We start from the raw sequence: 25,495 nt of genomic DNA, 5'->3' as shown, positions 1-25,495 counted from the left end.
AGTCGTTGGATTTTTGCACTGTCAATAACGACAACTAAAATTTAATAAAAAGCAAAATGACAACTACAGCGAAAAGAACCTTCACGGTTCCTGCAAAAACAGAAGTATCTGAAAACAATCAGGGTATTTTTGACAACCTTCAAAAAGCACTGGGCTTTGTGCCGAATCTGTATGCTTATTTCGCCAAAAGCGACACGGCACTGGGCGACTATCTTGCTTTACAAAACCGCAAGAGCTCTTTAAAAGCCAAAGAAAGAGAAGTAATCAACTTAGTAACAAGCCAGATAAATGGTTGCCGTTACTGCCAGTCTGCTCACACAGTCTTAGGAAAAATGCACGGCTTTACAGACGAGCAGATTGTAGAAATCCGTAAAGGTTCAGCGGGTTTCGACAGCAAACTGGATGCGTTGGCAAAATTTACGGCATCCGCAGTAATCAACAGAGGAAGAGCTACAGAAGAAAGTAAAGAAGCATTTTTTGCAGCAGGTTATAACGAAGCGAATATGATAGATGCGATTATTGTTGTGGGCGACAAAATCATCAGCAACTACCTGCACAATCTTACAGACTTCGAAATCGACTTTCCGTTAGCAGAATCAATTTAGGCCACGCGCAGTCACACATCACGAAATATCGGATGTCGTGCAAACGGAAGTACAATCGGTATTGTACTTCCGTTTTGCTTTTCTGTAGACGGCGACGAGAGGGTCCATTACCTACAACTAGCAAGCCCGGCTGCGTGATGATCCTGGAACGCACGCCGGACAAGCGTTTCCGCGGACTCGCAGATGATATATGGTAGTGCTGAGGTAAGAAGCATGATTGCGTGACAGAATATCTGCTCAAATGCGAAGCGTGCTCCGTGCCGGCATTGACTTGTTATTAACGCTCACAGCCTGAGATTCAGGTAAGCAGCTGGTTCATTTGGGCTACCTTTGTTGTCCTGTTTAGGGTCACATTTCCGGGCAATCGAACATGAGAAAAACAACAATTGTAAAGGGCTATTTCAATCTTTTCATCAATGCAGTTATCGCGGGTATACTGGCCTCGCTGTTGGCTATATCCCTGAAAGAAATGACCGCGCATGTGCAGGAAAGCCTTTATGAGCTCTGCAGAAAGCATCCTTCCCTGTTTGTTATATTTCCTTCGGTGGGCATCACCCTTATCTACTTTACCCGGAAGTATCTGTTCAAAGGCAGGGAGAACAAAGGGATCAAAGAAATTTTCGAGACCTTGAAAAAACGCAAAAATGAACTTCCTTTATACAAAATACCATCCCATTATATCAACGGCTTTTTAACGGTGATATCCGGTGGTTCTACCGGAGTGGAAGTGTCTACTGTTGTGTCCACTGCCGCTATCGGCGCCAACACGTACAAAACAGAGAGAGCCGTGAATGCCTATAAAACCGAACTGGTTTGTGCAGGCGTTGCTGCCGGCGTTGCCACTTTGTTCTGCAATCCGATAGCGGGCATGCTGTTTGCCGTGGAAGCTATCTCAAAAAAAGCGTCTAAGACTATCCTGTTTAGCAGCGGTATTGCGGTTTTGGTTTCCTGGGGCATTATTTACCTGTCCGGCAGCAAGCCATTGTTCAACTTCAGTGTCACCGGTTGGTACCGGACTGCCCTACCCTACATGATCCTGCTGAGCATATTGGCGGGTTTCCTGGCGGTGTATTTTACCCAAACCGTTATCCGGATCAAAAGCAGGTTTGCCGCGATCCGCAACAATTTTTTACGCGTGAATACCGGCGCCGTTTTGGTGGGCATCCTGATTTTTATATTCCCCCAGTTATATGGAGACAGCTACCATGCATTGCCGGAATTACTAAAGCACAGCGGGTCATTTTCTGTAAGCTTCCTTGGTTTGCTGCTGTTGCTGATCTTCTTAAAACCACTGGCCGCATCCCTCACTCTGGGAGCAGGCGGCGATGGCGGCGTTTTTGCCCCAAGTCTGGTTTCGGGAGCCGTATTAGGGATATTGATAGCGATTGTATGCAATCACTTCCTTCATACCCATTTGATCGTTCTGAATTTTGCGCTGATCGGCGCCGCTGCTATGCTGAGTGCGGCCATCCATGCACCGATGACTGCTGTATTTTTAGCATGCGGACTCACACCCGGCGGCTTCATACTGTTTATTCCGATACTGATCGGCACGATGCTTTCAAAAGCAGTTGCTCAAAAGCTCTGCAGCTATACGGTATATACTTATCCGGGAGCACTTATATCCGGCAGATAGTGGAAAAGGTAAAAGAAGTAGCAATGTTATAAGCTGAAAAACCTATGCAGATTATTTTCACTGCTGTTGAAACTTATTTTTTCAGATAGAATTCAAAATGTTTCTTATCGCAGATCGCACATTTATTTACTAAATGAAAACTATCTAATAATGCCACAGCCGAATTGTCCTTTGGTTTAAAATTAAATGCCCCATCAATTTCCACAGGGTGTTTCAAAATAATTCCATGATAAATGATCGTATCAGGTGCTTTGTTTTCACCAGCAGACTTTTTGATTTCCGTTCCGGCAGGATATCTTCCGTCCAGCTTTGGAAAAAGGCTATTAAATTCTTTATACAGAAACGGAAAGTGCCGGAGAGCGCGAAAATGCCTGAAATATTGCTTGCCCTTCTTTACATCTGAATTTTGAAAAATCATTACCGCAGACTTTTTTCCGGAAGCAAATAACGCACCATTTACTTCGTAGATATAATACTTATTTACAGGGGTTCCACATGGCCCGATCGTTAATCCCTGAGCAAACAATTCATTAAAACCCAATACGAAAAAGACGATAAGTATGGATAATTTTTTCATGTTGGGTATGGTTATAAAAGGCACGCACGAAAATTTGCTAATCACACGACAGAGTCAATTCTCTTTACCGCAGTTACTTCCCGATGCACAAAGTACCACAACCACTGTTAGCAATACTTTCAGCGTTTTGGAGACGGTAAAGTGCTAAATAAACAAATTAGCGTGCCTGATTCCAATCAATTCAATATACTGCTCCTGCATTGCTTTGCTTAAAAAACTTTGTTTAATAAACCGTATCCAAATTGGTAAAACGCTTGCAAATCTGATGTAAATATTTTCTACAGATTTGGTGTTAATCCCCATATTAGCAGCTAATGTATCAAAATCACTTTTCTTTAGTTTACGCTTCTTGCCATTAATATTAAGCGCAGATTCGTCCTTATCATCAGGTATCACTAAAGCTGTGCTTAATAAATCGTAGGCAGGTGATAATTCATATTCACCGAAAGAATTTTCGATTAGTGCAAAATTCTTCAAGTGCATATCTGCATTGCCAGTCAGATAACAAAACACAACAAGCTCAAATAAGCGTATCAATTCTATACCCTTGTTTGCGGTATATTCTCTTGCTGTTTTTCCTATATTTTCAATAGAACCCCTGTATTTATGTTCCGTCAGGTTTTCGGTTAATTGACAAAAATCCTCCAAGGCTACTTTACCATTCTTATTTCTATCAAAACGTTTGGTGATGTAGGTCAGTTCACCCGAAGCTAACCGGATCAAGCAATGCTGAGCAGTTTTTATTTTTGCCAAACTTGCCAAATGCATAGTTAAATCTTCATTTTGTGGCAATTCCCGATACTCTGTAGATGGTGGTTTTAAAATGTAATCTCCATGCAAGCCAACAATCGTCAATCTGGATGCTTCATTTTTATGCTTTTCCAAATGCAGAGACAGCTTAGGCTGAACACCAGTCACAGCAACACTTTTAATTACAATCTGCATTGCCAATTCTTCTAATTGCTTTAGATCAAAATCAATAACAGGAGGTATCTCTGTACCAAACATCTTTTTAGCACATGCAGGATGAAAATCTTGTTTGTTTTCATCAAGACCTTCATAACAATAAAGGCAATTTATTCTCTCCTTCATGCTTCAATGGATTGAACGGATACACAGCCGATACAGTCTTTGCACAACGTAAGTAGCAGACCAAATCTATCTCTTGCATTAATTTTCCAGTTTGCTACAGCAATATTCAACAACCAGCCTTCAGGTATTAATCCATCAAAAAAGGGGAATAAAATTTTATTTTGATAGGCCTCTTGTTGAAGCGGCAAAGTAAGGCTGATGGACTTGGCGGATTCATTGTTCAAATATGCTTCATCATACTTAAATGTAAACCCTTCATCATTTTCGGCGATCACTCCTGCTATTAAATTATTGTAGTATACTCTACCTTGCCTCATAAGTCAGTAGTTTTGATTACACCAATAGTAGCACCAAATAAAGCTAATACTTGATTTACTTTATCTAATCTAAGGGTTTTCTTACCTTGCTCCAATTCACGCAGGAAACGTAAACCAACACCAGCCTTCTCTGCTAATTCAGGCTGCGTTAATTTCAACTGCTTTCGCTTCTCCTTGATGAATTGATCTATTGAATAATTCATTTTATACCTTTTAGGGTGCAAATATAAGAACTATATTTTCAATTATACCTTTTAGGGTATAAAGATAAGAGAACAATAACATAATATACCCGATAAGGTATAATATTAAATATCAATAAACACAACTGCTAAATTTCCATAGGGACTTGAAAGCTACCCTTTAAACCGTAGCACGTAAAAATAAAAATGCAATTCTAAAAAAGGAAAAGGCATTCCCAGACCCGGGAAAGTGGCGGATTGCCGGAAAAACCTTGCTTTGACTTACGTTTGTTTCTTATAGTTCCCTCTTCCTTATCACAATTACTTCCCGATACAAAACTTCCCGAAAATAGTGCCTAAAATATCGCGGTCGATTTCGACTTCGCCGGTGATGGTGCCCAGAAAATACAGGCAGCGGCGGATATCCAGCGCCAGCAGTTCGCCGGAAATGTCCATCGCCATGCCGCGCTCAATCTCGTCCAGACACTCCGCTACTTTCAACAGTGCTTCATGGTGGCGGGCATTTACCACCACGGTGTTCTCCATGGAAATATTCTGATCAATTGCTGTATCGTACAACGCGTCTTTCAACAGTTCCAGGTGCTGCTTCTCTTTTGCGGAGATCAGCAATGCCTGCGGGAAAGCCTCCATCCAGGACCTGCGCTGCGCTTCGTCGAGTAAATCTGCTTTATTCAATACAGGCAGACTCCGGATGCCTTCCGCTTCCAGTCCGGCCAGCTGCGCGGCAATAGTTTCCCGGTCGCTGAGCAACACATCGTGCAACGCGATCACCACATCGGCCTGGCGCATTTTCTCCAGGCTCTTCCCCACCCCGATCTTCTCGATCTCATCTGTAGTATCTTCCCGCAGCCCGGCAGTATCAATAAGCCGGAACAGGATACCGCGGATATTCATCATCTCCTCTATCGTGTCGCGCGTGGTACCGGCAATATCGCTCACGATCGCACGCTCTTCATTCAGCAACGCATTTAACAGGGTACTCTTACCGGCATTGGGTTTCCCGATAATAGCCACGCTTACCCCATTCTTAATAGCATTGCCGAGACTGAAAGACTGTACGAGTTGCCGCGTGGCCTGCTGCATCGTACCGATTAGTGCAGCCAGCTGGGTGCGATCGGCAAATGCTACGTCTTCCTGACTGAAATCGAGTTCGAGTTCAATAAGCGCAGCAAAGTTGATCAGTTGCTCCCTCAATTGCTTCAGATCGCCGGAGAATCCCCCGCGCAATTGTTTCAATGCAGTCTGCTGCGCCGCAGCACTGTCTGCCGCTATCAGATCGGCTACAGCTTCGGCCTGCGTCAGGTCCATTTTTCCGTTCAGGAAGGCCCGTTGCGTGAACTCTCCCGGCATGGCCATGCGCGCACCCTGCGCAATACAAACGGCAACAATCCGCTGCAATATATACAGCGATCCGTGTGCGGTGATCTCTATCGTATCTTCCCCCGTAAAACTTTTAGGTCCGCGGAAAAGACCGGCCACCACTTCGTCTATATGCTGCTCCGCATCGGTACCTTTTCCCTCGGCGATATAGCCGAAATGCAGGGTGTGCGTAGCCTGCAACCGGAGGTCTTTCCCTTTGAACACTGCATTCACAATTGAAAAAGCCTCTTTCCCGCTCACGCGCACCATACCGATAGCACCGGCGCCGGGCGCTGTGGCAATCGCAACAATAGTATCCTGGGTATTCATTCAGATAATTGAAACTGTAAATTACATTTTTACTCGTTCAGGCGGTGCTGCCTGTTTTCCATCGCCACCGCACGATTCCATTCGATACGGTGCACCAGGCTATGTTGTCGTACTGCACAGTCGGGCATCGTGCAAATAGCACAGGAAAAAGGTTTGCAGGCATCTATATGCACAAAGCATTCCACCTTACCTCCAAAATGCGCGCGCACCACCTCTTCCATATGGTGGATTTCCTCCCCTGCCTGCTGCACGGAATAATACCAGGGCAATGTCAGGTGTGCATCTATATGCAGCACCGAACCGTATTGTATGCTGCGGAGATTGTGCAGATCGATCCAGGCGGGACGGCGATGTTCATTCAGCACAGCGATCACTTCATCCAGCAGGGCTTCATCGGCCTCATCCATAATACCGCCAAGCGATTTACGCAGTACTTTATACCCGGTAACAATGATGATCACGCCAAACACCATAGCGATCACCTGATCCAGCCATGCCCAACCGGAAAGCCGTACGATCAGCAATCCGGCCACCATCGCAAAAGTGGAATAGGCATCCGATTTGAGATGTGTGGCTGCCGCTTCCACCGTCATACTGCGATGCTGCCTTGCGACGCGCAGCGCATATACGCCCAGCAGGAAATTGATCACACCGGTGATTGCCGTTAAGATCATACCACTGTCGAGACGGGATAAAGGATGCGGAAACAGGAACGCGTCAACGGCTTCATAGATGATCATGATGCCGGCGATAAGCACCAGTGCGCCTTCCAGCGCGGCGGAAACATATTCGGCTTTACCGTGTCCGTAAGGATGGTTTTCATCGCTCGGACGCGATGCAAGCGAGAGACTGTACCATCCGATAAAACCGGTGATCACATTAACGGTACTTTCCAGTGCGTCGGTGAATATGGCGACGGAATGCGTAAGATACCAGGCCCACATCTTGCCGGCAAACAGCAGGACGGAACATAAGGCTATCAGCCTCTGAATGCGTAAAGTAAGGTTCATCGGAATGCCGCAAAGATAAGGCAATTATACCGCCCGTCAGGGCTCTGCCGGCGGCGGGGGCAAAGGGCCTTCTGTATCTTCTTTTTCCTCAAGCGGGTCCGATTCCTCCTTGCCCACTTTCACCTTGGGGTTGTCGCTCGTACCCGTGATGGTCATCGGAATACCTATGATACCAAGGGGTGGCAATCCCAATCGTGCTTTGAATTTCAGATGATGGTCGAAATCGCTCTGTCCCTCTATCCGGAAGCGGAATCCCGCCATTTTGATCTTTACTTTTTCCAGTGTGATGATGTTTTTAGCAACCGTGGTTTTAAGGTCCACGTTTTTCACATCCGGGTCTTTCAACCCCTCTTTACCGCTCTCCCGGGATGCATTGTTCAACAGCTTAAAACCTTTGAATTTTACATTGCGTACGGAAAGCACGCCGCCTCCTTCCAATGAAGGATACACCGGAGACATGTTTTTATCAAGTCGTCCGCGCAACTTGTAATCAAGTGAAATAATCCCCTGCGCCGATGCTGCGGAAGGTGCCATCTGGTGAAACAACTTCACTTCTTTGTAGGCGCGATGCACATCAAACTCCTTTGCCAGAATCGAAAAGTCGAACCAGGCTTTTTGCGTACCCGTATTGCGGTACGATGCATTCAGCGCTATACTGGTTCCTACCATCATGAAGCCGGTATTGTTCAGCCGCAGCTGCCCGCTGTCGATCATCATTTGTCCTGCGAATTGCTGAAGGATCAGCCCGTCGTAAGCAATGGTCTTTGCCTGCGCATTGAAGACCATGCTGATATTGCGTGGGATCACAATCACGCCCGATGTATCCGCCGCGGCAGTATCTGCAGCTGCGGTGCTGCTCATAAATTCATCCACGAGCAGGTAGTGCGACTTAAGATCGAATGAGCCTTTCAAGGATGCATTATCGCTTAATGCATAATTGATGATATGCTCCAGGTGACCATTTAAAGTAATGTCAGACGAACCGTATTGTGCGCGGAAGCGCTCAAACCAGCATTGGTCGTTCCGGAAACGGAAGCGGCCTTCCCGCAGCACAAATGGTTTCGGCAGGTATTTCAGCTCCCGGATCTCAATGTCTCTGAGCAGCAATGTTCCTGAGTTATTGAGCTTACCGAAGCGCTTTTTCATTGCATCGCTCTGCGTGCCGGCAAAATGCAGATCCATCTGTGCAAAGCCGCTTACATTCAGTCCGTCCTGTACAAACACTGAATAGATCTTCCCGATGTCCAGTTCACCTTTTGCGGTAATATCGTAGTGCAGGTCACTCAGATCAGCCAGCTGCGCCTGCAATACAAAAGGTTTTCCTTCGAAGTCGAACGAAAGCGGGGCAACGGCAATCTGCATCTCTTTCGCTGTGCCGCCGGTATTGCTTACCTGCAATGCCAGTTGGATATTGCTGACCGGATGCGGATAATATTTCGTCTGCACGGAACCCTGCTGCAGATCCAGCTTCATGCCGATTTTCGGAAACTGTTTGTGCTCCGGTGCATAAGGACCTTTTGCGGTGAGCTCCAGCGCCATTTGTCCGGAAAGCGTAAGACTGTCCATCGGCAGGAACTCCCTTATCTGCGCAAGGTTTACCCGGGAGCGGATTTCCGCATCCATCAGGTAGTTTTCGAGATTAGCGACAGAGATATGTCCCTGTACAAAATTATTCAGTGCCGTTGCTTTTAATCCGTCGATGCGCAAATTGGTGTGGCGGTAATTGCCATCCTTACACGAAGCAAGGATATTGAAACTGATATCCCTTATACCCTGCGGCAGTTGCGCCATTTTAAAGTAACCGCTGCTCATGGCAGCGTTGCAGGTGAACACGGGAACCTGATCGATAACACTGTTCCCCTTCACGTCCGTATGATAGCGGAATGGTCCGTTCACATCTGTTTCCAACCGGAAATGCCCCCGCAGATCGGCCGTTTTAAAACCGGTAGCCTGTTGCAGCTTTGCCAGATCCATATCCATACGGACACGTGCTTTTACAAGCGGACTGTCCAATCCCAGCGTATGCACTTGTGCATCAAAATAACCCTGATCCATACGGAACGAAAAGGTGTCGATATCGATGCCGAGGCTGTCTGTATTCAGGGAAGGCATACGTGTATGTAAAGCGAAATACAGCGAAGATGCCGGACTTTGCTTCTGATAAGCCACGTAGCCGTCACGGATATTCATATCGAAATGCATATCCGGCTTTTTGTTCAGCGAAGCGATATAATCCCCTTTAAGGCTGAAAGCCAGATCGGCCTCACCCTTTACGTCAGTTTGCTCCAGCCATTTGAGGTAAGCAGGAGGTAATGCTGTTACAAGCGCATACAGGCTGATTTTATCTGCACCTGCTTTGAAGTTCATGGAATATCCATTGGACAGGAAACTGAAATCGCCTGTGAAAGCCAGTTTCAGCTTATTGATGCGCAGATCGTTTTTACGGAACAGCAATACCAGGGAATTGGTATTTACCTGCGTCAGCAGTTCGGCATTGATCTTTTTATCGCGCAGGTATTCTTCTCCGTCGAAAGAGAAGTCCAGCGCATCTATATTCAGTTGGCTGGCCAGATCGAACACCGCATTGCTCAGGTCTCCCCTGCCTTCATAATTAAATCCGTCTGCATTCAGGTACATCGGAATCGACCGGTCGTGGTACGTAAGGTGGCAGCGGCGGATGGCGATCATACGGATCTTCAGACTCGCACTTGCTGAGTCATTCACCTGTTCCTGCTGTTTCTGCTCTTTTGTTTTGAGGATATTATAGTTCGCATTACCGTTTGTATCCACCTGCACATTCAGGCGCGCATCGTCCAGGTAGATTTCATCCACCAAAACAGTATGTTCAAACAACACGCTGCGCAGGTTTACGCCGAATGCAATTTCCTCCGCTGCCGCCAGCGTGTCATTGGGGTAAGGCGGAGCACCCTTCAGCGAGAAATCGTGCAATGTGAGGGTGAGGGAAGGAAAATGATCGTAGAAGGACAGACGTACCTTCGAAAAGTTCATTTTCCCGTTGATATTATTGTTGGTCCATGTCTTGATCCCGTCGGATATAGTCCGGGGAAACAGGTAAGGGAGCAAAAACAGCAATAATAACAGCGATACGACTCCGATACCCAGATATCTGAGTACCCGGAGCAGACGTTTGCCGGCCTTTTGTAGCGTCATAACGGTGAGATGGCGGATCAGGAATGGTTTTCCAGACTTTGCCTACGGAGCAGGTATTTTCCCAACACGTCAAATTCGATATTCACTACGGTACCTGCTGCTATGGCAGAGAAATTGGTATATTCAAAAGTATAAGGGATGATCGTCACGGTAAGCTCGTCGGTGCCGAGATTAAACACGGTAAGACTGACGCCATTCAGGCATACGGAACCCTTTTCTATCAGGAGCGCGGCGAAAGCCTTATCGAAGCGGAATCGGAACAGCCAGCTGCCTTCAAGCGCCCGTTTTTCAATACAGGTGGCGGTGCTGTCTACATGACCCTGTACGAGGTGTCCGTCCAGCCTGTCGCCCAGACGCAGGGATCGCTCGATATTCACGTGATCGTTCACCTGCCAGAGGTTCAGGTTGGTTTTGCGCAGCGTTTCCTCTACTGCCGTTACGCGGTAAAAATTCCCTTCTATTTCCACAACCGTAAGGCACACGCCATTGTGTGCGACAGACTGGTCTATTTTCAGTTCGGGCGTAAGCAGGCATTCCATCCAGAAATCAGTGTTGGTGCCACTGCTGATGATGCGGTCTACCCGCGCCTGGGTTTCAATAATTCCGGTAAACATGGTTACTTTTTGTAGGCTCTTCCGCGGTGTACCGCAGTGAGCGTATCGCTTTTAATGGTGAATTCAATATATAATGAACTGTCGGCGGGCCGGTAATCCAGGGTGCCGTTCAGCGTATCCAGTTCCCGGCAGAATAGTTGTGTACCGCCTGCAAGTACAGTATCGGAAGTGGCGTGGTAATAGCGGTTGGCCGTAAAGGGCAGACTGCGCGAACTGCAATAACCGGTAATGTCGAAGCGTGCAGAATCCCTTTTCACGATGGAGAAACCGATACTGCCGTAGAGGATCGCCGAGTCGATACCATCAATATAAACGGAATCCTCGAAAGTATAGTTACCCGTAAACGGATCCGAAGGAAACACGCAGGTGCTGTTGTCTTCAATACCGGGGAAATTCCAGTTGTAGTTGACAGCCGAAGGAATATTGCAATAGGTATTTGTGAAGCCCAGATCCTGCGCCTGCTTATCCTTCCATTTCTGGCAGGAGCTTGTTGCCGTAATTACCGGGAACAACAGAATAAAAATGCGGAAGGATCTTTTCATATGGCAACAAACGCCTGAAGCTGCGGCAAAAGTATTGAAAATAAAAAAAATTTGCTGTGAATAGTAATTATATTAATTTTGCGACTTCTCATTAAAAAAACTACCAAAAGGAGGTATATTAAAGTATGTTAATCATAGATGCTAAAGACTGCGAAAACATTGACAAAGCGCTGAAGAAGTACAAGAAGAAATTCGAAAAATCCCGTACTCTGGTTCAGTTGCGCAGACGTCAGGCGTTCGTTAAGCCGTCTGTAAAACGCCGCACTGAAGTGCTTAAAGCAGTTTATGTTCAGCAAATGACCAACGGTCAACTGGACTAGTCGCAGTTTTTGCTCGTCAAAAATAAATTGTAAACCGTTACCCAAATAATTATATTTGTGGTAACGGTTTTTTATGTGCGCGTTGTTTCATAGTTATTTTGAGGATTACAGACACTACCTGCGGTTCGAAAAGCGCTACTCCGCTCACACCCTCGCTGCATACCTCTCCGATCTGGAGCAGTTCCGGTATTACTTATATCCCGATCCAAACAACAATCTTACTGAAGAAAACCGCCTTCCGCTCCGCGAAGTAGGACTGACACAAGTGCGCAACTGGCTACACTCCCTGCGCGAACAAGGTCAGGAAGCGCGTTCCATCAACCGGAAACGCTCTTCGCTGAACGGCTATTTCCTCTTCCTGATGCGCCTCGGGCATTGTGATAAAAATCCCGTGGCACTCATGCACGGTATGCGCCTGCCACAAAGAATCCCCCAGTTTTTGCGTCCTTCCGAAACAGAACAGCTGTTTGAGTCCGTAACTTTTCCCGAAGGCTTTGAAGGCCAGACGGAAAGGCTGATACTCGAATTACTGTATAGTTGCGGATTGCGCCGCAGCGAACTGAGCGGACTCAGAGAAACGGATATCGAGTGGAGTCTGCAACAGCTGCGGGTATGGGGTAAAGGCGGAAAAGAACGACTGATACCATTGGGAGTGGCGTTGCTGGATCAGTTACGCGATTACCTCTCCGTTAAAGAGCAGCAAAGCGACTGCAACCGTGATGCACTGTTTGTCACGCAAAGCGGTAAAGCAATCAATGACAGCCAGGTGTACCGGCTGGCAAAAAAATACCTGGCACAGGTGAGCAGCCTGAAGCAGAAAAGTCCGCATATCCTTCGCCACACCTTTGCCACGCACCTGTTGAATAACGGCGCGAACATACAGGCGATCAAAGAGTTACTGGGACACAGCAGTATTGCGGCCACGCAGATTTATACGCATCTTAACATTGACAAACTCAAAAAAGTTCATAAATTGAGTCATCCGAAAGGGTAACCAATCATTTTTAATAACCTAAAAAAAAGTCAAGATGAACATTCAAATTCAAACCGTACATTTCGATGCGGACAACAAATTGCTCAGCCATGTGAACAAACGCATCGAAAAACTGAAAACCTTTCATGACCACATCTTAGGAGTTGAGGTGTATCTGAAATTGGACAATGTCGTTCATCAAATCAAAGATAAAGTTGCCGAGATTAAAGTAATAATCCCTCGTCATACCTTCTTTGTAAAACACGAGAGCAAAGTTTTTGAGGAGTCTTTCGACTGTGCATTCGACGCTCTGGTGAACCAAATCAAAAAAAGAAAAGAAAAAGCACTGGCTTGATTTTCAGGCACACAAAACACAGTAAATCCGGTTATGAAAATAATCGGATTTTTTTTTCAGATGTCTTGCAAGACTAAATAATTAGCATTACTTTCGTGATTATACTATTTCGCACTCATGAATTATAATTGGACTAAAGCGTTACTTTCATCTGTAGTGGCAGCAACCCTATTCACCTCTTGCAAACCCACCCCGGATACGGATACTCCGTTTCCCCCCACTGCTTCTACAGCTGTATTCATTGGCAGTCAGAACCAATTCATTTATTCACTGAACCCGATGACGGGAGCCAAGAAATGGGAAGTCAATGTAGGCGCCCCCGTTTATTCTTCTCCGGTACTTTATAATAATATTCTGTTTGTAGGTACTCCCTCTTCCACCTTATATAAAATAGACCCGATCACCGGAACGAAAAAATCTTCCAAAGTGGCCATCGCCTACGGAATGACCACAACACCTATAGGTCAGGAAAACCTGCTGATCTATACAACCGGCAACCGGATCGCTGCCATTGATATTACACCCGATACAACCGAATGGTTTGTCGATTTCCCCGGCACGCTGAACTCTTCGCCGATCGTAAGCGACAGTATGGTCATTTTCGGATGTGACAACGGTACCGTATATGCGCGGAATTTCCGCAATGGTAATGCTATCTGGTCTTCTGCAAATTTCTCCACTCAATTTAACTGTTCCCCAACCGTTGATACCGGAAACGTGTATATCGGCGGGGAAAATGGTGTGATGTATTGTCTTGACCGCCGCACCGGAAGCCTTAAATGGCAGTTTGCATCCGGCGCAGGCAAACCCATCAAATCCTCTCCTGTTGTTTTCGGCGGCAGTGTGATCTTCGGTAACGACGATTATAAACTGTTTTGCCTCGAAAACGTATTCGGAACACCACGCTGGACCGTTAAAACCGATGACCGTATCCGCTCTTCACCTTATCTCTACGGAGATCGCGTTTATGTTGGCAGCTACGACAAAAAACTGTACGTGATCGATGTGCTGAACGGCGCAATCCGCTGGATCAAAGAAACAGACGGCCTGATCGCTTCTTCCCCTGTATGTTATCAGAACTATGTGTATTTCGGCAGCTACGACAAATACCTGTACGCTCTCGATACCGCAAAAGGATCACTGCTCTGGAAATATGCGGTAAACGGTCTGATCGACTGTTCTCCTTCTATCGATCCTAACGATGGTAAAGGAATGGGTATCAACTCCTCTGTAAGCGGCGCCTCTGTTTACTAATAAATACGCCTTTATAATACTATTTTATAGCGACCGGTATACCGGTCGCTTTTTTTTGCCCCTCAGGATTGAAGATACGCCGGCAGCGAAATCCCGATAATATGATTCCAGCCTGCTTCGAAATTGCTCCGCGCGAAATCGGGCAGCTCCGGAAACGATGATAAGCCGCTATGCGTGAGGCGCAGCAATGTCTGAGCTCCCTGCTCCTCCAGTGCAAACATAACATAAGAAATACCATCGTAACCTTCGTACCGCCAACTGTAAGCGAGTCTCCGCTCCGGTACCACTTCCGTTATTTCGCAAATATGGACATATTGTGTCCCGTCCTCCGGTCCGCCTGTAAACGAGAAACGGAAACCCGGCTCAGGAATAAATTCCGATAATGCGAAATACCATTTTTTCATTTCCTCCTTATTGGTAAGCGCACGCCATACCCTTCCCCGTGAAGCGGGTAACAATCTTTCGACAATCAGTAATTGATCAGACATGATATATTATTTAAAATGATTATTGTGTATCGGATAACTGCTGCTCCGGAAAATCAAGGTGACGTTGCTCCATACGCTGCAGCCAAACACGTAAATCTTTAAGGCCGTCGGGTTGAAAACGGCACACCTGATCCCTGCCCTGCTTTTCCAACACCACCAATCCACACATCTGTAAAGCATGTATGTGTTTAGCCGCAGCCTGTCGACTCATCCCAACAGTATCGGCAACCATACGCATATTTGCAGATCGCTCTGACAGGTATTCGATAATATTTCTTCTCGTGGGATCCGATAAAGCGAAAAACACCTGCTGTTCCATATATATTTTAATATCGATACAAACAAATATACGCAACTTAAAAGTTTCTTTTCCTTAAAATATCCATTCTCCCTTAAAGCTTTGGCGTGCAGTGATTGCATGAGGAAAAGCCAAATAAGAATTTGTCAATTTATCCATTTAACTTCGCGACACAAATTTTTGGCTACTTTTCTGTTTTACAATGAAATATCCTGAATATAAGCAACTAAATATGCCTTCGATAGAGGCGGATATACAAAAGATATGGTCGGAAAATGATACATTTAATAAGAGTATCAGCACACGGGACGGGGCTACCCCGTTTGTGTTCTACGAAGGTCCGCCCAGCGCAAACGGGATGCCCGGTATTCACCATGTCATCTCCCGCACGCTGAAAGATCTGGTGTGCCGCTATAAAACCATGCAGGGATTCCAGGTAAAACGGAAAGCCGGATGGGATACACATGGCCTTCCGGTAGAGCTGGGTGTGGAGAAAGAACTGGGCATCACCAAAGAGGATATCGGTGTTAAAATCACTGTCGAAGAATACAACCGCAAATGCCGCGAAGCGGTAATGCGATACAAGGATCAATGGGATAACCTGACCCGCAAAATGGGTTATTGGGTAGACCTGAGCGATCCATATATCACATTCGATAATAAGTACATAGAAACGCTATGGTGGGCTTTGAAAGAATTGCACAAAAAAAATTACTTATATAAGAGCGTCTCCATACAACCGTACTCTCCTGCTGCGGGAACCGGACTCAGTAGTCATGAAGTGAACCAGCCCGGTACTTATAAAGAGGTAAAGGACACTACCATCGTGGCAATGTTCGAAGCAATCCGCAACAGCGAGAGTGAACAGCTATTCGCGGCATTGCCGGCATCGGAGGAGAAGTTGTACTTTATGGCCTGGACGACTACCCCCTGGACCTTACCTTCCAACCTGGGACTGACCGTCGGACCTAATATCGATTATGTGCTGGTGCATACGGTAAACCCTTATACTCACGAGCGTATCAATATCGTTCTGGCCGAAAATCTGCTGAAAAAATACTTCAAACAAGAGTTTGAAAATACTGATTTTCAGGAATATAAGAACGACGGAAAAAACCTGCCCTACCAGATCCTCAAACGCATGAAGGGCCGTGAACTGGAGAACATGCGCTACCAGCAGCTATTGCCTTTCGAAGCAAATACAGCAGCGGTAGCCGGAGGGGATCCGTTCCGTGTGATCCTGGGCGACTTTGTTACCACCGAAGACGGTACCGGCATCGTACACACGGCACCTGCGTTCGGCGCAGATGACTATAAGGTGGGAAAAGCAGCCAATATCGGATTCCTGGTAATGGTCAATAAAGAAGGAAAGTTCATAGACGGACTCGGAGAACTATCCGGAAGATATGTAAAAAATTACAAAGACGATCCGGACTATAAAGAGGTGGACGTGGATATAGCAGTCCGACTCAAAACTGCGGGACAGGCATTTAAGGTTGAAAAATACGCCCATACTTACCCCCACTGCTGGCGTACAGACAAACCAATCCTGTACTATCCGCTCGATGCCTGGTTCATCCGCACAACCGCGGTAAAGGATCGTATGATCGAACTGAATAAGACGATCAACTGGAAACCCAAAGCAACCGGGGAAGGCCGTTTCGGAAACTGGCTGGAAAATATGGTGGATTGGAATCTGAGTCGCAGTCGCTATTGGGGAACCCCACTACCGGTCTGGAGCAACGAGGACGGAAGCGAACATAAATGCATCGGTTCCGTAGCTGAATTAATGCAAGAGATCAAATACGCTAACGAAAAACTTAATTTACAACAAAATACGTCAGACTCTGATATCGATCTGCACAAACCGTTCGTTGACAATATCGTGCTCGCCGACAGCCAGGGCAAACCCATGCGCCGCGAGCCGGACCTGATTGATGTATGGTTTGACAGCGGTGCAATGCCTTATGCGCAATGGCATTATCCTTTTGAGAACAAAGAGCTGATCGATCAGCAACAGGCATTCCCTGCCGACTTTATCGCGGAAGGCGTAGATCAGACGCGCGGATGGTTTTACACATTGCATGCACTTGGCGTAATGCTCTTTGATAACGTAGCGTACAAAACGGTTGTTGCCAACGGACTGGTTCTGGATAAGAACGGCAACAAAATGAGCAAACGCGTCGGAAACGTAGTAGATCCTTTTGATACAATCGAACGATTCAGCGCCGATGCCACCCGCTGGTACCTGATTACCAACGCATCTCCATGGGACAGCTTAAAATTTGATTTAGAAGGCATTAAAGAGGTTCAACGGAAGTTTTTTGGAACCCTGTACAATACGTACCAGTTCTTTGCATTGTATGCAAACGTAGACCGGTTTACTTTCAAAGAAGCGTATATACCTGTTGCAGAACGCCCGGAAATCGATCGATGGATACTCTCCTCGCTGCAATCGCTCATCAAGAAATGTACGGCCTACTTCGACGATTATGAACCGACCCAGGCGGGCCGTGCAATAGAATATTTCCTGGATGAGCAACTGAGCAACTGGTATGTACGTCTTTGCCGCCGTCGTTTCTGGAAAGGGGAATACGAAGCCGATAAGATCGCTGCTTACCAGACACTGTACGAATGCCTCGAGCAGATCAGCCTGCTGATGGCTCCTATATCTCCGTTCTTTGCGGATTGGATGTTTAACAATCTGAATAAGATAACCGGCAGAAATAACAGTGAATCAGTTCATTTGTCGAAATATCCTAAACCAAATGAGGCGTATATAGATCTGGAGTTGGAAGAGCGCATGGAATTGGCGCAGCTTACCTCTTCGCTGGTACTTTCTATCCGTAAAAAGGTGAATATAAAGGTGCGCCAGCCTTTGCAAAAGATCATGGTTCCTGTTTTGAACGATTCTATTGAAAATCAATTGAAACAAATTGAAGCATTGATCAAAAATGAAGTGAACGTAAAGGAAATCGCCTACATACGGGAGGCAGAAGGTGTGATCAGCAAGAAGGCAAAGGCTAACTTTAAAACGCTGGGCGCGAAGCTCGGAGGTAAAATGAAAGCCGCCGCTGCCGTTATCGGCAACCTGGATCAGCACCAGATTGCGCAGTTTGAACGTGACAGGAGCTTATCTCTGGATATCGACGGTGCTATGGTTACATTTACTCCGGAAGATATAGAGGTGGTTGCCGAAGACATACCGGGATGGTCTGTTGCCAGCAAAGACGGACTTACGGTGGCCCTGGATGTGACGATAACGGATGAATTGCGGGATGAAGGAAATGCACGGGAATTCATCAACAGAATTCAAAAGATCCGCAAAGACAATGATTATGAGTTAACTGACAAGATCACTGTTTCCGTGGAAAAAAATGACCTATTAAACTCTAGTATTATAAAGTTTTATTCGTACATTTGCGCCGAAATTTTGGCTTCAGATATTATATTTTCCGAAAATATATCTGACGGAGTTGATGTAGAAGTAAATGAAACAACCCTTAAAGTTCAAGTTTTAAAAAACAACTAAACAAGCATGGCCACAACTAAGAAAAATGCTGCTAAAGCGCCTGCAAAAAAAGCGGCGGCTCCGGCTAAAAAAGTTACAGCTGTAAAAAAAGCAGCACCGGCTAAGAAAGCGGCACCAGCTAAAAAAGCTGTTCCGGCTAAAAAAGCAGCTCCTGCCAAGAAAGTTGCTCCGGCTAAAAAAGCGGTGCCTGCGAAAAAAGCAGCTCCGGCTAAAAAAGCCGCGCCAGTTAAAAAGGCAGCTCCGGCTAAAAAAGTTGCACCAGTAAAACCAGCTCCCGCCAAAAAAGCAGTTCCGGTAAAAAAAGCGGCTCCCGCTCCAAAACCAGCTCCTGCTAAAAAAGCGGCTCCTGCAAAACCGGCCCCTGCTCCTAAACCAGCTCCAAAACCGGCTCCGGCTCCTGTAAAAAAGGAAGCTCCGGAAAAGAAAGCATCTTCAGGCCGCAGATCTGCACCAACACCTAAAGTCACTAAAATCATCAAACCTGTATTGAATAATAGCAGCGGAACCCCGGTTCACCCTGCCAAACCGAGTCCTGCCCCTGTAGGCCGTAACCTCCGTGAAGAGAAAAAAGCTCCTGTAATTGTGGCTCACCGCCGTCTGCAAAATGAAAGCGGAAGAGAAGAACGCCAGGCGTCTTTCAATGAATTCAATCGTTCCCTGCTTGACGAAGCGCCTAATGCGCCGATAGTAGGCAAGCGCTACAGCGACGAAGAATTAGCCGAATTCCGCGACATTATCAACTCCCGTCTGGAAAATGCCCGTAAAGAGCTGGCTTACCTGCAGGGATTGATTATGCGCAAAGACGGAGAAGGTACCGAAGATTCGGAAAACCGCTTTAACGCGGAAGACGGAAGCGGCGCTATGGAACGCGAAACTGTTTCTCAACTGGCCAGCCGCCAGATCCAGTTTATCACCAACCTGGAAAAAGCGCTGATCCGTATCGAAAACAAAACTTATGGTGTTTGTCGCGTAACGGGCAAGCTGATCGATAAAGCGCGTCTGCGCGCTGTACCGCATGCCACATTGAGCATTGAGGCAAAAACTACCATGAAAAAATAACGATTGCCAGTAACCTGGTAATTTCTGAGAAAACGCGTGCTACGGCACGCGTTTTTTATTAACCCAAGTTTCACAGCGGCAAAAAAAATACCCCCGGCAAATCCGGTATTTTTGGCATTATTTTTTAGCTTGCAGACTATTCTGAGAAAAAATACCTAAACAGACAATATGAAAAAATTAGTCCTTGTGTTTTCCGCTTTCGCGATCAGTACCGGAGCTTTTGCTCAAAAAGCAAAGATCTACACTGCGAAGGAATATATGAATGACGGAGACATGGCCAAAGCAGTCAGCGTTATCAACGAAGCTGTGAACAGTGAAGCAACCAGCAGAAGCGGCGACGCATGGTTTACCCGCGGAGAGATTTATGAAAAACTGGGAGATAAGGATTCCGTGGCTTTCGAGGAAAGCAAAAAATCTTACCTGAAGGTAGTGGAAGTAGATCCGAAATATGACAAAGGTCTGATCAACGCAAAGCTCGGCCGACTGGCGGAGATCTCTTTCAATAAAGGAGTGAATGCTTATAATGCCGGCGATTTTGCCGGTGCGGAAAAAAATTACGGCTTTGTACTGTCCCTGTATCAACTGAACGACGGTAAACAATTTGCAGGAAACGACGCATTTAAAAAGATTGCCGCAAGCGCTCAGCGTTTTGAAGCGTACAGCGCCTACAACCAGAAGAAAGATGACCGCGCGATCGCGATGCTGGAAAAAGTAAAGGCCAATCCCGATGCGCGCGAAGTATATACTTACATTGCGCTGATTGATGCTTATGCAGATAAAAAGGACAATGCTGCAGTGGAAAGAACCATTGCGGAAGCGAAAGCCGCCTATCCGAAAGATGAGCAGATCAATGCCCGTGAACTGAACTATTATGCCAATTCCGATAAAGCAGATGTATTCCTGAAAAAACTCGAGGAATCGGTTCAGAAAGATCCGGACAACGCAGTACTTCAGTTTAACCTCGCAGTAGCCTACAGCAATGCCGCTAATCCGCGTAATGCAGAAAACCAACCTGTAGCGAAACCTGCAAACTCAAAAGAACTGGAAGCTAAGGCTGAAACAGCCTATAAAATGGCTATTGACGCAGAACCGGGTAACGCGGACTATGTATACAATCTGGGCGCACTGTACTTCAACAATGCTGCCGATCTTACCAATCGTATGAATGAGATCACCGGTACCTCTGAAGCAGAGAATCGTAAATACGATGAATTGAAAGGACTGCGTACACGCGAGTTTTCAAAAGCGCTGCCTTATTTCCAAAAATCATATGACCTGCTGAATCCTAAAGTGGGCAATATGAACCAGGATCAGTTCAACACATACCGTGGAACACTGATCGCTTTGCAAACGATTTATGAAGATCTGGGTCAGAAAGAAAAGAGCACCACAATCGGTGCCAAGATCGCCGAGATCACTAAATAGCGGATATAGTCCCTGTTAAGTAATAACATAAAAATGCCCCGGAACAGAAATGTTACCGGGGCTTTTTATAAGCTTAAAATCGCAACAACTAAGCGCCTTTCTTAGCAGCAGCTTTCGCAGCCTGCAAAGGTCTTGCAATACGGCTTTTACCGTAGCTTCCTTTAGTACGCTTTCCTTTAGTTGTACGTTTGTCTCCTCTTCCCATTGTAGGTAGTTTTTATAAGTTACAGATTAATTAGGCTGCAAAAATAAAAAAAGCAAGCAGTATTTGGTACTGCTTGCTTTTCTTTTAGCAGGAAAAATTATTTTTTACCGCTCGCGATTTTTGTAGAGAACTCTTTACCGGCTTTAAACTTAGGCACTTTGCGTGCTTTGATTTTAATTACAGCTCCGGTTTGAGGATTGCGTCCATTGCGGGCTGCGCGCTCAGATACAGAGAAAGTACCGAAACCTACCAGGGTAACGCGGTCGCCTTTTTTCAGAGTTGCAATCACTGTGTCAGTGAAAGAATCCAATGCAGCATTAGCTTGTGCTTTTGTGATGTCTGCATCTTTCGCAATTTTGTCGATCAAATCCGCTTTGTTCATTTGAATTGATTTTTTGTTTTGTTGAGAAAATAATTTTTTTGTGTGTGAGGCAAATATACAGCGGTTTGTTACATTTCAAAATTTTGGTTGAACTTTTTTTTTGCTCAAACCCTTATCAGTAGCGAATTGTAACAGATCGCCGGTCTGAAAAGCCCTGTTTTTATGTAATCATTCCGCATGCTGATCTGCAAAGCGGTACCAGATAAGGCTATTGCAGTTGCATAATGCTGCGGAACGCCACAATTTTGTCCCCCCAGAGCTTCAGTGTTTCCGCCCGCATAGCCGACGCAAAATCATTGATATAGCGGTCGTAATCGGCACGGGATGCGCAATAATATTGTGCGCAGAATGTTGGTCCGTCGCTATCATCCTGCTCCAGTAAACGGAACATCTTCGCATCGGTAAAACAACCCGTATCCATCAGCATCGGAATATGCTCGCGCAGCATCCATATACGCCAGTCGGCCGCTACAGCCGGATCCACTTTGATCGTTACGTTATATACTATCATTGCTTTTTGTGCCGAAAGTACGTATTCGCAACGGAATGTTCCGGAAAAAAAGAACGCCCGTACTCAGCAGCACGGGCGTTGAATAACAGTTGTACATGCGACTAAACTTTGCGCAGTACGATCCTCCGTTGCAGCGCAAAGGTGTTTTTCGAAACAGCGATAAGCATATTATCGATGCCATTGAACAAATTGAGCATCGCGCGCGGCAGTTGTACCGTTTTAGTCTTGGCCGTCACACCGCCAGATAGCGGGAAAATGAAAAATTCAGAGTAATGCTGCGACTCAATCCGGAAACGGAAATTGGATTCGAACAGTTGCTGATCGTCGAACAGCAGATTCGGTAATACATTGTTCCCCGACCAGAGATTGTCGGGATCATTGCAGACGCAGTTTTTATCAAACGGATCAACATTATAGTTGTATCCTTCATGCTTCATAAGCTTTAATATCAACCGCAGAAAGAAAGAGCCGTTGATCTCCTGGATCAGCAGCTTTCCACCCGGTTTGAGCACACGGTGGCATTCGTCGAGGAATTTATACGGATGAGCAAGATGGTGAATCATATTGCTGCTTACAATAAAATCCAGGCTACCCGATTCATACGGCATATTCAGCGCGTCTACCTTACGGTCCAGCCATTCAAAGTCTGCATAATCCGTTACTTCATAGTTGCCCTTTGTAATAAACAATTTCGACAGTCCGTTGCCGGCGCCCACTTCAATACCGGTATCTCCATCGTTGATATAATCGTTCATCCAGCCATAGCGCTTTTCGAGCAGGTAATTGAGATTGCCCGGTCGGTTGCGGATGAAATCAGCCCTGGAAGCGGATACGTCGTCAACGTTGCTCATTTTATTCTGAGAAGCGTCGGGAATAAATGTCTTATTCAGGAACAGGGGTTTCTTAAACATGTTCGTTGTCTTTTTTCGATACGATTTCTTCTACAATAAAAAACGGTCGCTTTTTCACTTCAAAATAAATGCGGCCGATATATTCCCCTATCACACCCAATATCACCATGATCACCCCCCCGAGGAAAAACACGCCCACGGCCAGCGTAGCGAGGCCGGGAGTATCCGATGCGGAATATCCGAAGATCTTGAAGTTGAATATGCGATGGACAATGAAAAACAATCCGATCAGGAAAGACGGAATGGCAATCATAAATCCGAGGTAGGTGGCAATGCGGAGCGGAAATGTTGAAAAATCCAGCAGACCGTCTATTGCCAGTTTCAGCAGTTTACGGAAAGTGTACTTCACCTCGCCGGCAGCGCGCTCGGAACGTTCGTATTTCACGCCTACCTGTTTAAATCCGGCATAGGCACGCAATCCCCGCACAAAGCGGCTCTGCTCCACCATCTCGGCGTTCAGCACTTTCACCACACGCTTGTCCATTACGCAGAAATCACCGGAGTCCAGCGGAATATCAATATCACTGATCACATGCAGTAAGCGATAAAAAGTGCTGTAGGCAAGCTTTTTGAAAAATCCTTCCTTACGCTTCGTGCGTACTGCATACACCACGTGATAGCCTTCCCGCCATTTATCCAGGAAGCGGTGCAGTTCTTCAGGAGGATCCTGCAGGTCGCCATCCATAATGATCACCGCATCTCCTTTTGCATAACGCATACCGGCTGAAATAGCTGCCTGATGGCCGAAATTCCGGGACAGCTTTACGCATTTGATATGTGCATCACGTGCACAGATCGACTGCACCATTTCGAACGTATCGTCGTAAGAACCGTCATCCACAAGGATGATCTCATAATCGTCGTTCCACGAAGGACTGGCTTTCGTGAGCCGGTCGTACAGATGGTCGACGTTTTCCTGTTCGTTGTATAGGGGTATAACGATTGATATCATAAGTTTAAAAACCTATTTTACCGGATAATGAACGATTGTAAGGTACGCAAGTTGCATCAATTCCCATTTTGTTCAGCGCTTCCGCAGCGATACGGATGGAGTTGTTCACGCTGCGCTCATCAGGATAAATATGACTCATGTTGGCGATATACACATTCTGTAGCGGCGTCTGACAAGGTAATACCTTTTTTGAAAAATGCAGGTCGCATACCGTAGCTGCCGTATTGGTACGGAAACAATAAACACGAATGATATCTTCGGGATCGAAATGCGGGTAGATCTCACGGAGGCGTGGCAGCATCAGTTCCTTCAGCTGCTCTTCGTTCATGCCGGCGATGGGTTCTTCATGTGCAAAGTAGCGCGATAAATACGCAATATGACTACCCTGATACTCTTCAGGACCTACCAGGTTGGTATGTTCGATAATGCCGCCGAAAGGGAAATTATTTTCTGCAATGTTGAGCCAGTATACTTCGCTCAGCGGTTTTTTCATTTCCAGCACAAGGCAGATCGCACCGAAGTACTTTATCTGGCGGGTTGCAGCGGCGTAATCGGGCAATAGCGGCTCCATCAGCTGCGCAAAATAAGTAGAAGGAATGGTGAACAGGAATTGAGCTGCTTTCAGTAAACGGCCGTCAGTAAGCTCGAGTGCGTGCACCGTTGCGCCGTCGTATTGCATGCGCGCCACTTCCGTTTTGTTCATGAGCACGACGCCTTTTTGTTGCAGTTCCTGTAATATCCGCTGCAGCAGGGTATCCAGGCTTCCGTCAAGATACCCGAGGCGCTCGTCCCCGGAATCGCGGGAGCCCATGCGCTGACGCAGGCGTCCGATCATCCAGGCCAGCGGAACCTGCTCGGCATACGGCCCGAATTTAATTTTAAGTAACGGAAACCAAAGTGACGCTGCCGTCGTTTTACCGGCCCATTTACGAAGCCAGGAAGCAGCGCTTACATGCTCATATTGCTCCCAGCGGGCAAACTTACCCATGTACACAGAAGACAAACCGAATTTGAACTTATCCAGCCAACTGATCGGCTTAAAACGCAGCAGATCGGCGGGTGTATTGAAGTCGTAGATAGCGTTATTGCGGAAGACACCCATCGATGTTTTTTTGAACACCAGCTTATCGGTCAGCCCGAGCTCACGGATGAGCCAGTTCAACTCCGCGTCATGCGTAAAAAAATGATGATAGAAATATTCCAGACGGTTACCGCCGATTTCAAAAGTGTTCAGCAGACCGCCGAAAGTATCACTCTTTTCTACCAGGGCAACTTTTTTACCTTCCCGCGCCGCGAGGTAAGCGGCAGCAAGTCCGGTGATCCCGCCGCCGGTGATCACAAGGTCGAATTCATTGTGTGTTGTATCGCTCATAA

The 25,495-nt window shown here is 46.3% G+C and carries 27 protein-coding genes; 9 read left to right on the top strand and 18 right to left on the bottom strand.

Annotated features, from left to right (window positions below):
- The first annotated feature begins 56 nt into the window (after positions 1 to 56).
- Both ABD846_RS06900 and ABD846_RS06895 read left to right on the top strand, forming a co-directional pair.
- The gene (locus ABD846_RS06900; protein ID WP_344824355.1) at positions 57 to 605 is read left to right on the top strand and encodes a carboxymuconolactone decarboxylase family protein; all 549 of its coding nucleotides are present in this window, start codon (positions 57 to 59) and stop codon (positions 603 to 605) included.
- Positions 606 to 975: 370 nt separating this feature from the next.
- Positions 976 to 2,241, top strand: a complete 1,266-nt coding sequence (locus ABD846_RS06895) for a chloride channel protein (protein WP_344824353.1) — start codon at positions 976 to 978, stop codon at positions 2,239 to 2,241.
- Positions 2,242 to 2,314: 73 nt separating this feature from the next.
- Here the strand turns inward: ABD846_RS06895 and ABD846_RS06890 are convergent, their stop codons facing one another.
- From ABD846_RS06890 to ABD846_RS06850, 9 genes are all read right to left on the bottom strand, one after another.
- On the bottom strand, positions 2,315 to 2,818 hold the full coding sequence (locus ABD846_RS06890; RefSeq protein WP_344824351.1) for a hypothetical protein: 504 nt from the start codon (positions 2,816 to 2,818) through the stop codon (positions 2,315 to 2,317).
- 144 nt (positions 2,819 to 2,962) lie between these two features.
- Positions 2,963 to 3,910, bottom strand: coding sequence for a HipA domain-containing protein (locus tag ABD846_RS06885; RefSeq protein ID WP_344824348.1), 948 nt, complete (start codon positions 3,908 to 3,910; stop codon positions 2,963 to 2,965).
- Positions 3,907 to 4,227, bottom strand: a complete 321-nt coding sequence (locus tag ABD846_RS06880) for a HipA N-terminal domain-containing protein (RefSeq protein ID WP_344824346.1) — start codon at positions 4,225 to 4,227, stop codon at positions 3,907 to 3,909. The genes ABD846_RS06885 and ABD846_RS06880 overlap by 4 nt, the downstream gene beginning before the upstream one ends.
- Positions 4,224 to 4,430 (bottom strand): helix-turn-helix transcriptional regulator, encoded by a 207-nt coding sequence (locus ABD846_RS06875; protein ID WP_344824343.1) that lies wholly within the window; start codon positions 4,428 to 4,430, stop codon positions 4,224 to 4,226. Before ABD846_RS06875 ends, ABD846_RS06880 begins: the two co-directional genes overlap by 4 nt.
- A 300-nt stretch (positions 4,431 to 4,730) precedes the next feature.
- Positions 4,731 to 6,119 (bottom strand): tRNA uridine-5-carboxymethylaminomethyl(34) synthesis GTPase MnmE, encoded by a 1,389-nt coding sequence (gene mnmE / locus ABD846_RS06870; RefSeq protein ID WP_344824340.1) that lies wholly within the window; start codon positions 6,117 to 6,119, stop codon positions 4,731 to 4,733.
- Positions 6,120 to 6,148: 29 nt separating this feature from the next.
- A complete protein-coding gene (locus tag ABD846_RS06865; protein ID WP_344824337.1) occupies positions 6,149 to 7,129 on the bottom strand; it encodes a cation diffusion facilitator family transporter in 981 nt (326 codons plus the stop codon).
- A 36-nt stretch (positions 7,130 to 7,165) separates the two neighbouring features.
- A complete protein-coding gene (locus ABD846_RS06860; RefSeq protein WP_344824334.1) occupies positions 7,166 to 10,300 on the bottom strand; it encodes an AsmA family protein in 3,135 nt (1,044 codons plus the stop codon).
- Positions 10,301 to 10,317: 17 nt separating this feature from the next.
- The gene (locus tag ABD846_RS06855; RefSeq protein WP_344824331.1) at positions 10,318 to 10,914 is read right to left on the bottom strand and encodes a riboflavin synthase; all 597 of its coding nucleotides are present in this window, start codon (positions 10,912 to 10,914) and stop codon (positions 10,318 to 10,320) included.
- A 2-nt stretch (positions 10,915 to 10,916) separates the two neighbouring features.
- The gene (locus ABD846_RS06850) at positions 10,917 to 11,456 is read right to left on the bottom strand and encodes a hypothetical protein (protein ID WP_344824328.1); all 540 of its coding nucleotides are present in this window, start codon (positions 11,454 to 11,456) and stop codon (positions 10,917 to 10,919) included.
- Between the two features lie 125 nt (positions 11,457 to 11,581).
- Between ABD846_RS06850 and rpsU the strand changes: the two genes are divergently transcribed.
- The 4 genes from rpsU to ABD846_RS06830 all read left to right on the top strand — a co-directional run bounded on the left by rpsU (position 11,582) and on the right by ABD846_RS06830 (position 14,358).
- Positions 11,582 to 11,776 carry a 30S ribosomal protein S21 gene (gene rpsU, locus ABD846_RS06845; protein ID WP_344824325.1) on the top strand — a complete coding sequence of 65 codons (195 nt, stop codon included), beginning with the start codon at positions 11,582 to 11,584 and terminating at the stop codon, positions 11,774 to 11,776.
- A gap of 73 nt (positions 11,777 to 11,849) precedes the next feature.
- Positions 11,850 to 12,770, top strand: coding sequence for a tyrosine-type recombinase/integrase (locus ABD846_RS06840; protein ID WP_344824322.1), 921 nt, complete (start codon positions 11,850 to 11,852; stop codon positions 12,768 to 12,770).
- Positions 12,771 to 12,804: 34 nt separating this feature from the next.
- Complete coding sequence (locus ABD846_RS06835; protein WP_344824319.1) at positions 12,805 to 13,104, top strand: HPF/RaiA family ribosome-associated protein; 300 nt, start codon at positions 12,805 to 12,807, stop codon at positions 13,102 to 13,104.
- A gap of 117 nt (positions 13,105 to 13,221) precedes the next feature.
- On the top strand, positions 13,222 to 14,358 hold the full coding sequence (locus tag ABD846_RS06830; RefSeq protein ID WP_344824316.1) for a PQQ-binding-like beta-propeller repeat protein: 1,137 nt from the start codon (positions 13,222 to 13,224) through the stop codon (positions 14,356 to 14,358).
- Positions 14,359 to 14,420: 62 nt separating this feature from the next.
- Here the strand turns inward: ABD846_RS06830 and ABD846_RS06825 are convergent, their stop codons facing one another.
- Entirely contained in the window at positions 14,421 to 14,846 is a 426-nt protein-coding gene (locus ABD846_RS06825; RefSeq protein WP_344824313.1) for an SRPBCC family protein, read from the bottom strand.
- A 19-nt stretch (positions 14,847 to 14,865) separates the two neighbouring features.
- Complete coding sequence (locus ABD846_RS06820) at positions 14,866 to 15,165, bottom strand: ArsR/SmtB family transcription factor (RefSeq protein ID WP_344824310.1); 300 nt, start codon at positions 15,163 to 15,165, stop codon at positions 14,866 to 14,868.
- Positions 15,166 to 15,346: 181 nt separating this feature from the next.
- Here ABD846_RS06820 and ileS point away from each other — a divergent pair, with 181 nt between their 5' ends.
- The gene (ileS, locus tag ABD846_RS06815) at positions 15,347 to 18,676 is read left to right on the top strand and encodes an isoleucine--tRNA ligase (protein ID WP_344824307.1); all 3,330 of its coding nucleotides are present in this window, start codon (positions 15,347 to 15,349) and stop codon (positions 18,674 to 18,676) included.
- Here the strand turns inward: ileS and ABD846_RS06810 are convergent.
- On the bottom strand, positions 18,673 to 19,155 hold the full coding sequence (locus ABD846_RS06810) for a hypothetical protein (protein WP_344824304.1): 483 nt from the start codon (positions 19,153 to 19,155) through the stop codon (positions 18,673 to 18,675). The genes ileS and ABD846_RS06810 overlap by 4 nt on opposite strands.
- Positions 19,156 to 19,162: 7 nt before the next feature.
- Here ABD846_RS06810 and ABD846_RS06805 point away from each other — a divergent pair, with 7 nt between their 5' ends.
- Complete coding sequence (locus tag ABD846_RS06805; RefSeq protein WP_344824301.1) at positions 19,163 to 19,735, top strand: TraR/DksA family transcriptional regulator; 573 nt, start codon at positions 19,163 to 19,165, stop codon at positions 19,733 to 19,735.
- 168 nt (positions 19,736 to 19,903) lie between these two features.
- Entirely contained in the window at positions 19,904 to 21,160 is a 1,257-nt protein-coding gene (locus ABD846_RS06800; protein ID WP_344824298.1) for a hypothetical protein, read from the top strand.
- A gap of 88 nt (positions 21,161 to 21,248) precedes the next feature.
- On the opposite strand, the gene ABD846_RS06795 is transcribed toward ABD846_RS06800, so the two are convergent.
- From ABD846_RS06795 to ABD846_RS06770, 6 genes are all read right to left on the bottom strand, one after another.
- Complete coding sequence (locus tag ABD846_RS06795) at positions 21,249 to 21,365, bottom strand: 30S ribosomal protein THX (RefSeq protein WP_344824295.1); 117 nt, start codon at positions 21,363 to 21,365, stop codon at positions 21,249 to 21,251.
- A 97-nt stretch (positions 21,366 to 21,462) separates the two neighbouring features.
- The gene (locus ABD846_RS06790) at positions 21,463 to 21,804 is read right to left on the bottom strand and encodes an HU family DNA-binding protein (RefSeq protein ID WP_344827495.1); all 342 of its coding nucleotides are present in this window, start codon (positions 21,802 to 21,804) and stop codon (positions 21,463 to 21,465) included.
- Positions 21,805 to 21,955: 151 nt separating this feature from the next.
- The gene (locus tag ABD846_RS06785; RefSeq protein ID WP_344824292.1) at positions 21,956 to 22,258 is read right to left on the bottom strand and encodes a DUF4286 family protein; all 303 of its coding nucleotides are present in this window, start codon (positions 22,256 to 22,258) and stop codon (positions 21,956 to 21,958) included.
- Between the two features lie 101 nt (positions 22,259 to 22,359).
- Positions 22,360 to 23,169, bottom strand: a complete 810-nt coding sequence (locus tag ABD846_RS06780) for a class I SAM-dependent methyltransferase (protein WP_344824289.1) — start codon at positions 23,167 to 23,169, stop codon at positions 22,360 to 22,362.
- Complete coding sequence (locus ABD846_RS06775) at positions 23,162 to 24,121, bottom strand: glycosyltransferase family 2 protein (RefSeq protein WP_344824286.1); 960 nt, start codon at positions 24,119 to 24,121, stop codon at positions 23,162 to 23,164. Before ABD846_RS06775 ends, ABD846_RS06780 begins: the two co-directional genes overlap by 8 nt.
- Positions 24,122 to 24,125: 4 nt before the next feature.
- Entirely contained in the window at positions 24,126 to 25,493 is a 1,368-nt protein-coding gene (locus ABD846_RS06770; RefSeq protein WP_344824283.1) for an NAD(P)/FAD-dependent oxidoreductase, read from the bottom strand.
- Positions 25,494 to 25,495: the final 2 nt, after the last annotated feature.

The sequence above is a fragment of the Rurimicrobium arvi genome, from assembly GCF_039540495.1.
Classification (GTDB): domain Bacteria; phylum Bacteroidota; class Bacteroidia; order Chitinophagales; family Chitinophagaceae; genus Rurimicrobium; species Rurimicrobium arvi.
This window is presented reverse-complemented; position numbering and strand designations above follow the sequence as displayed.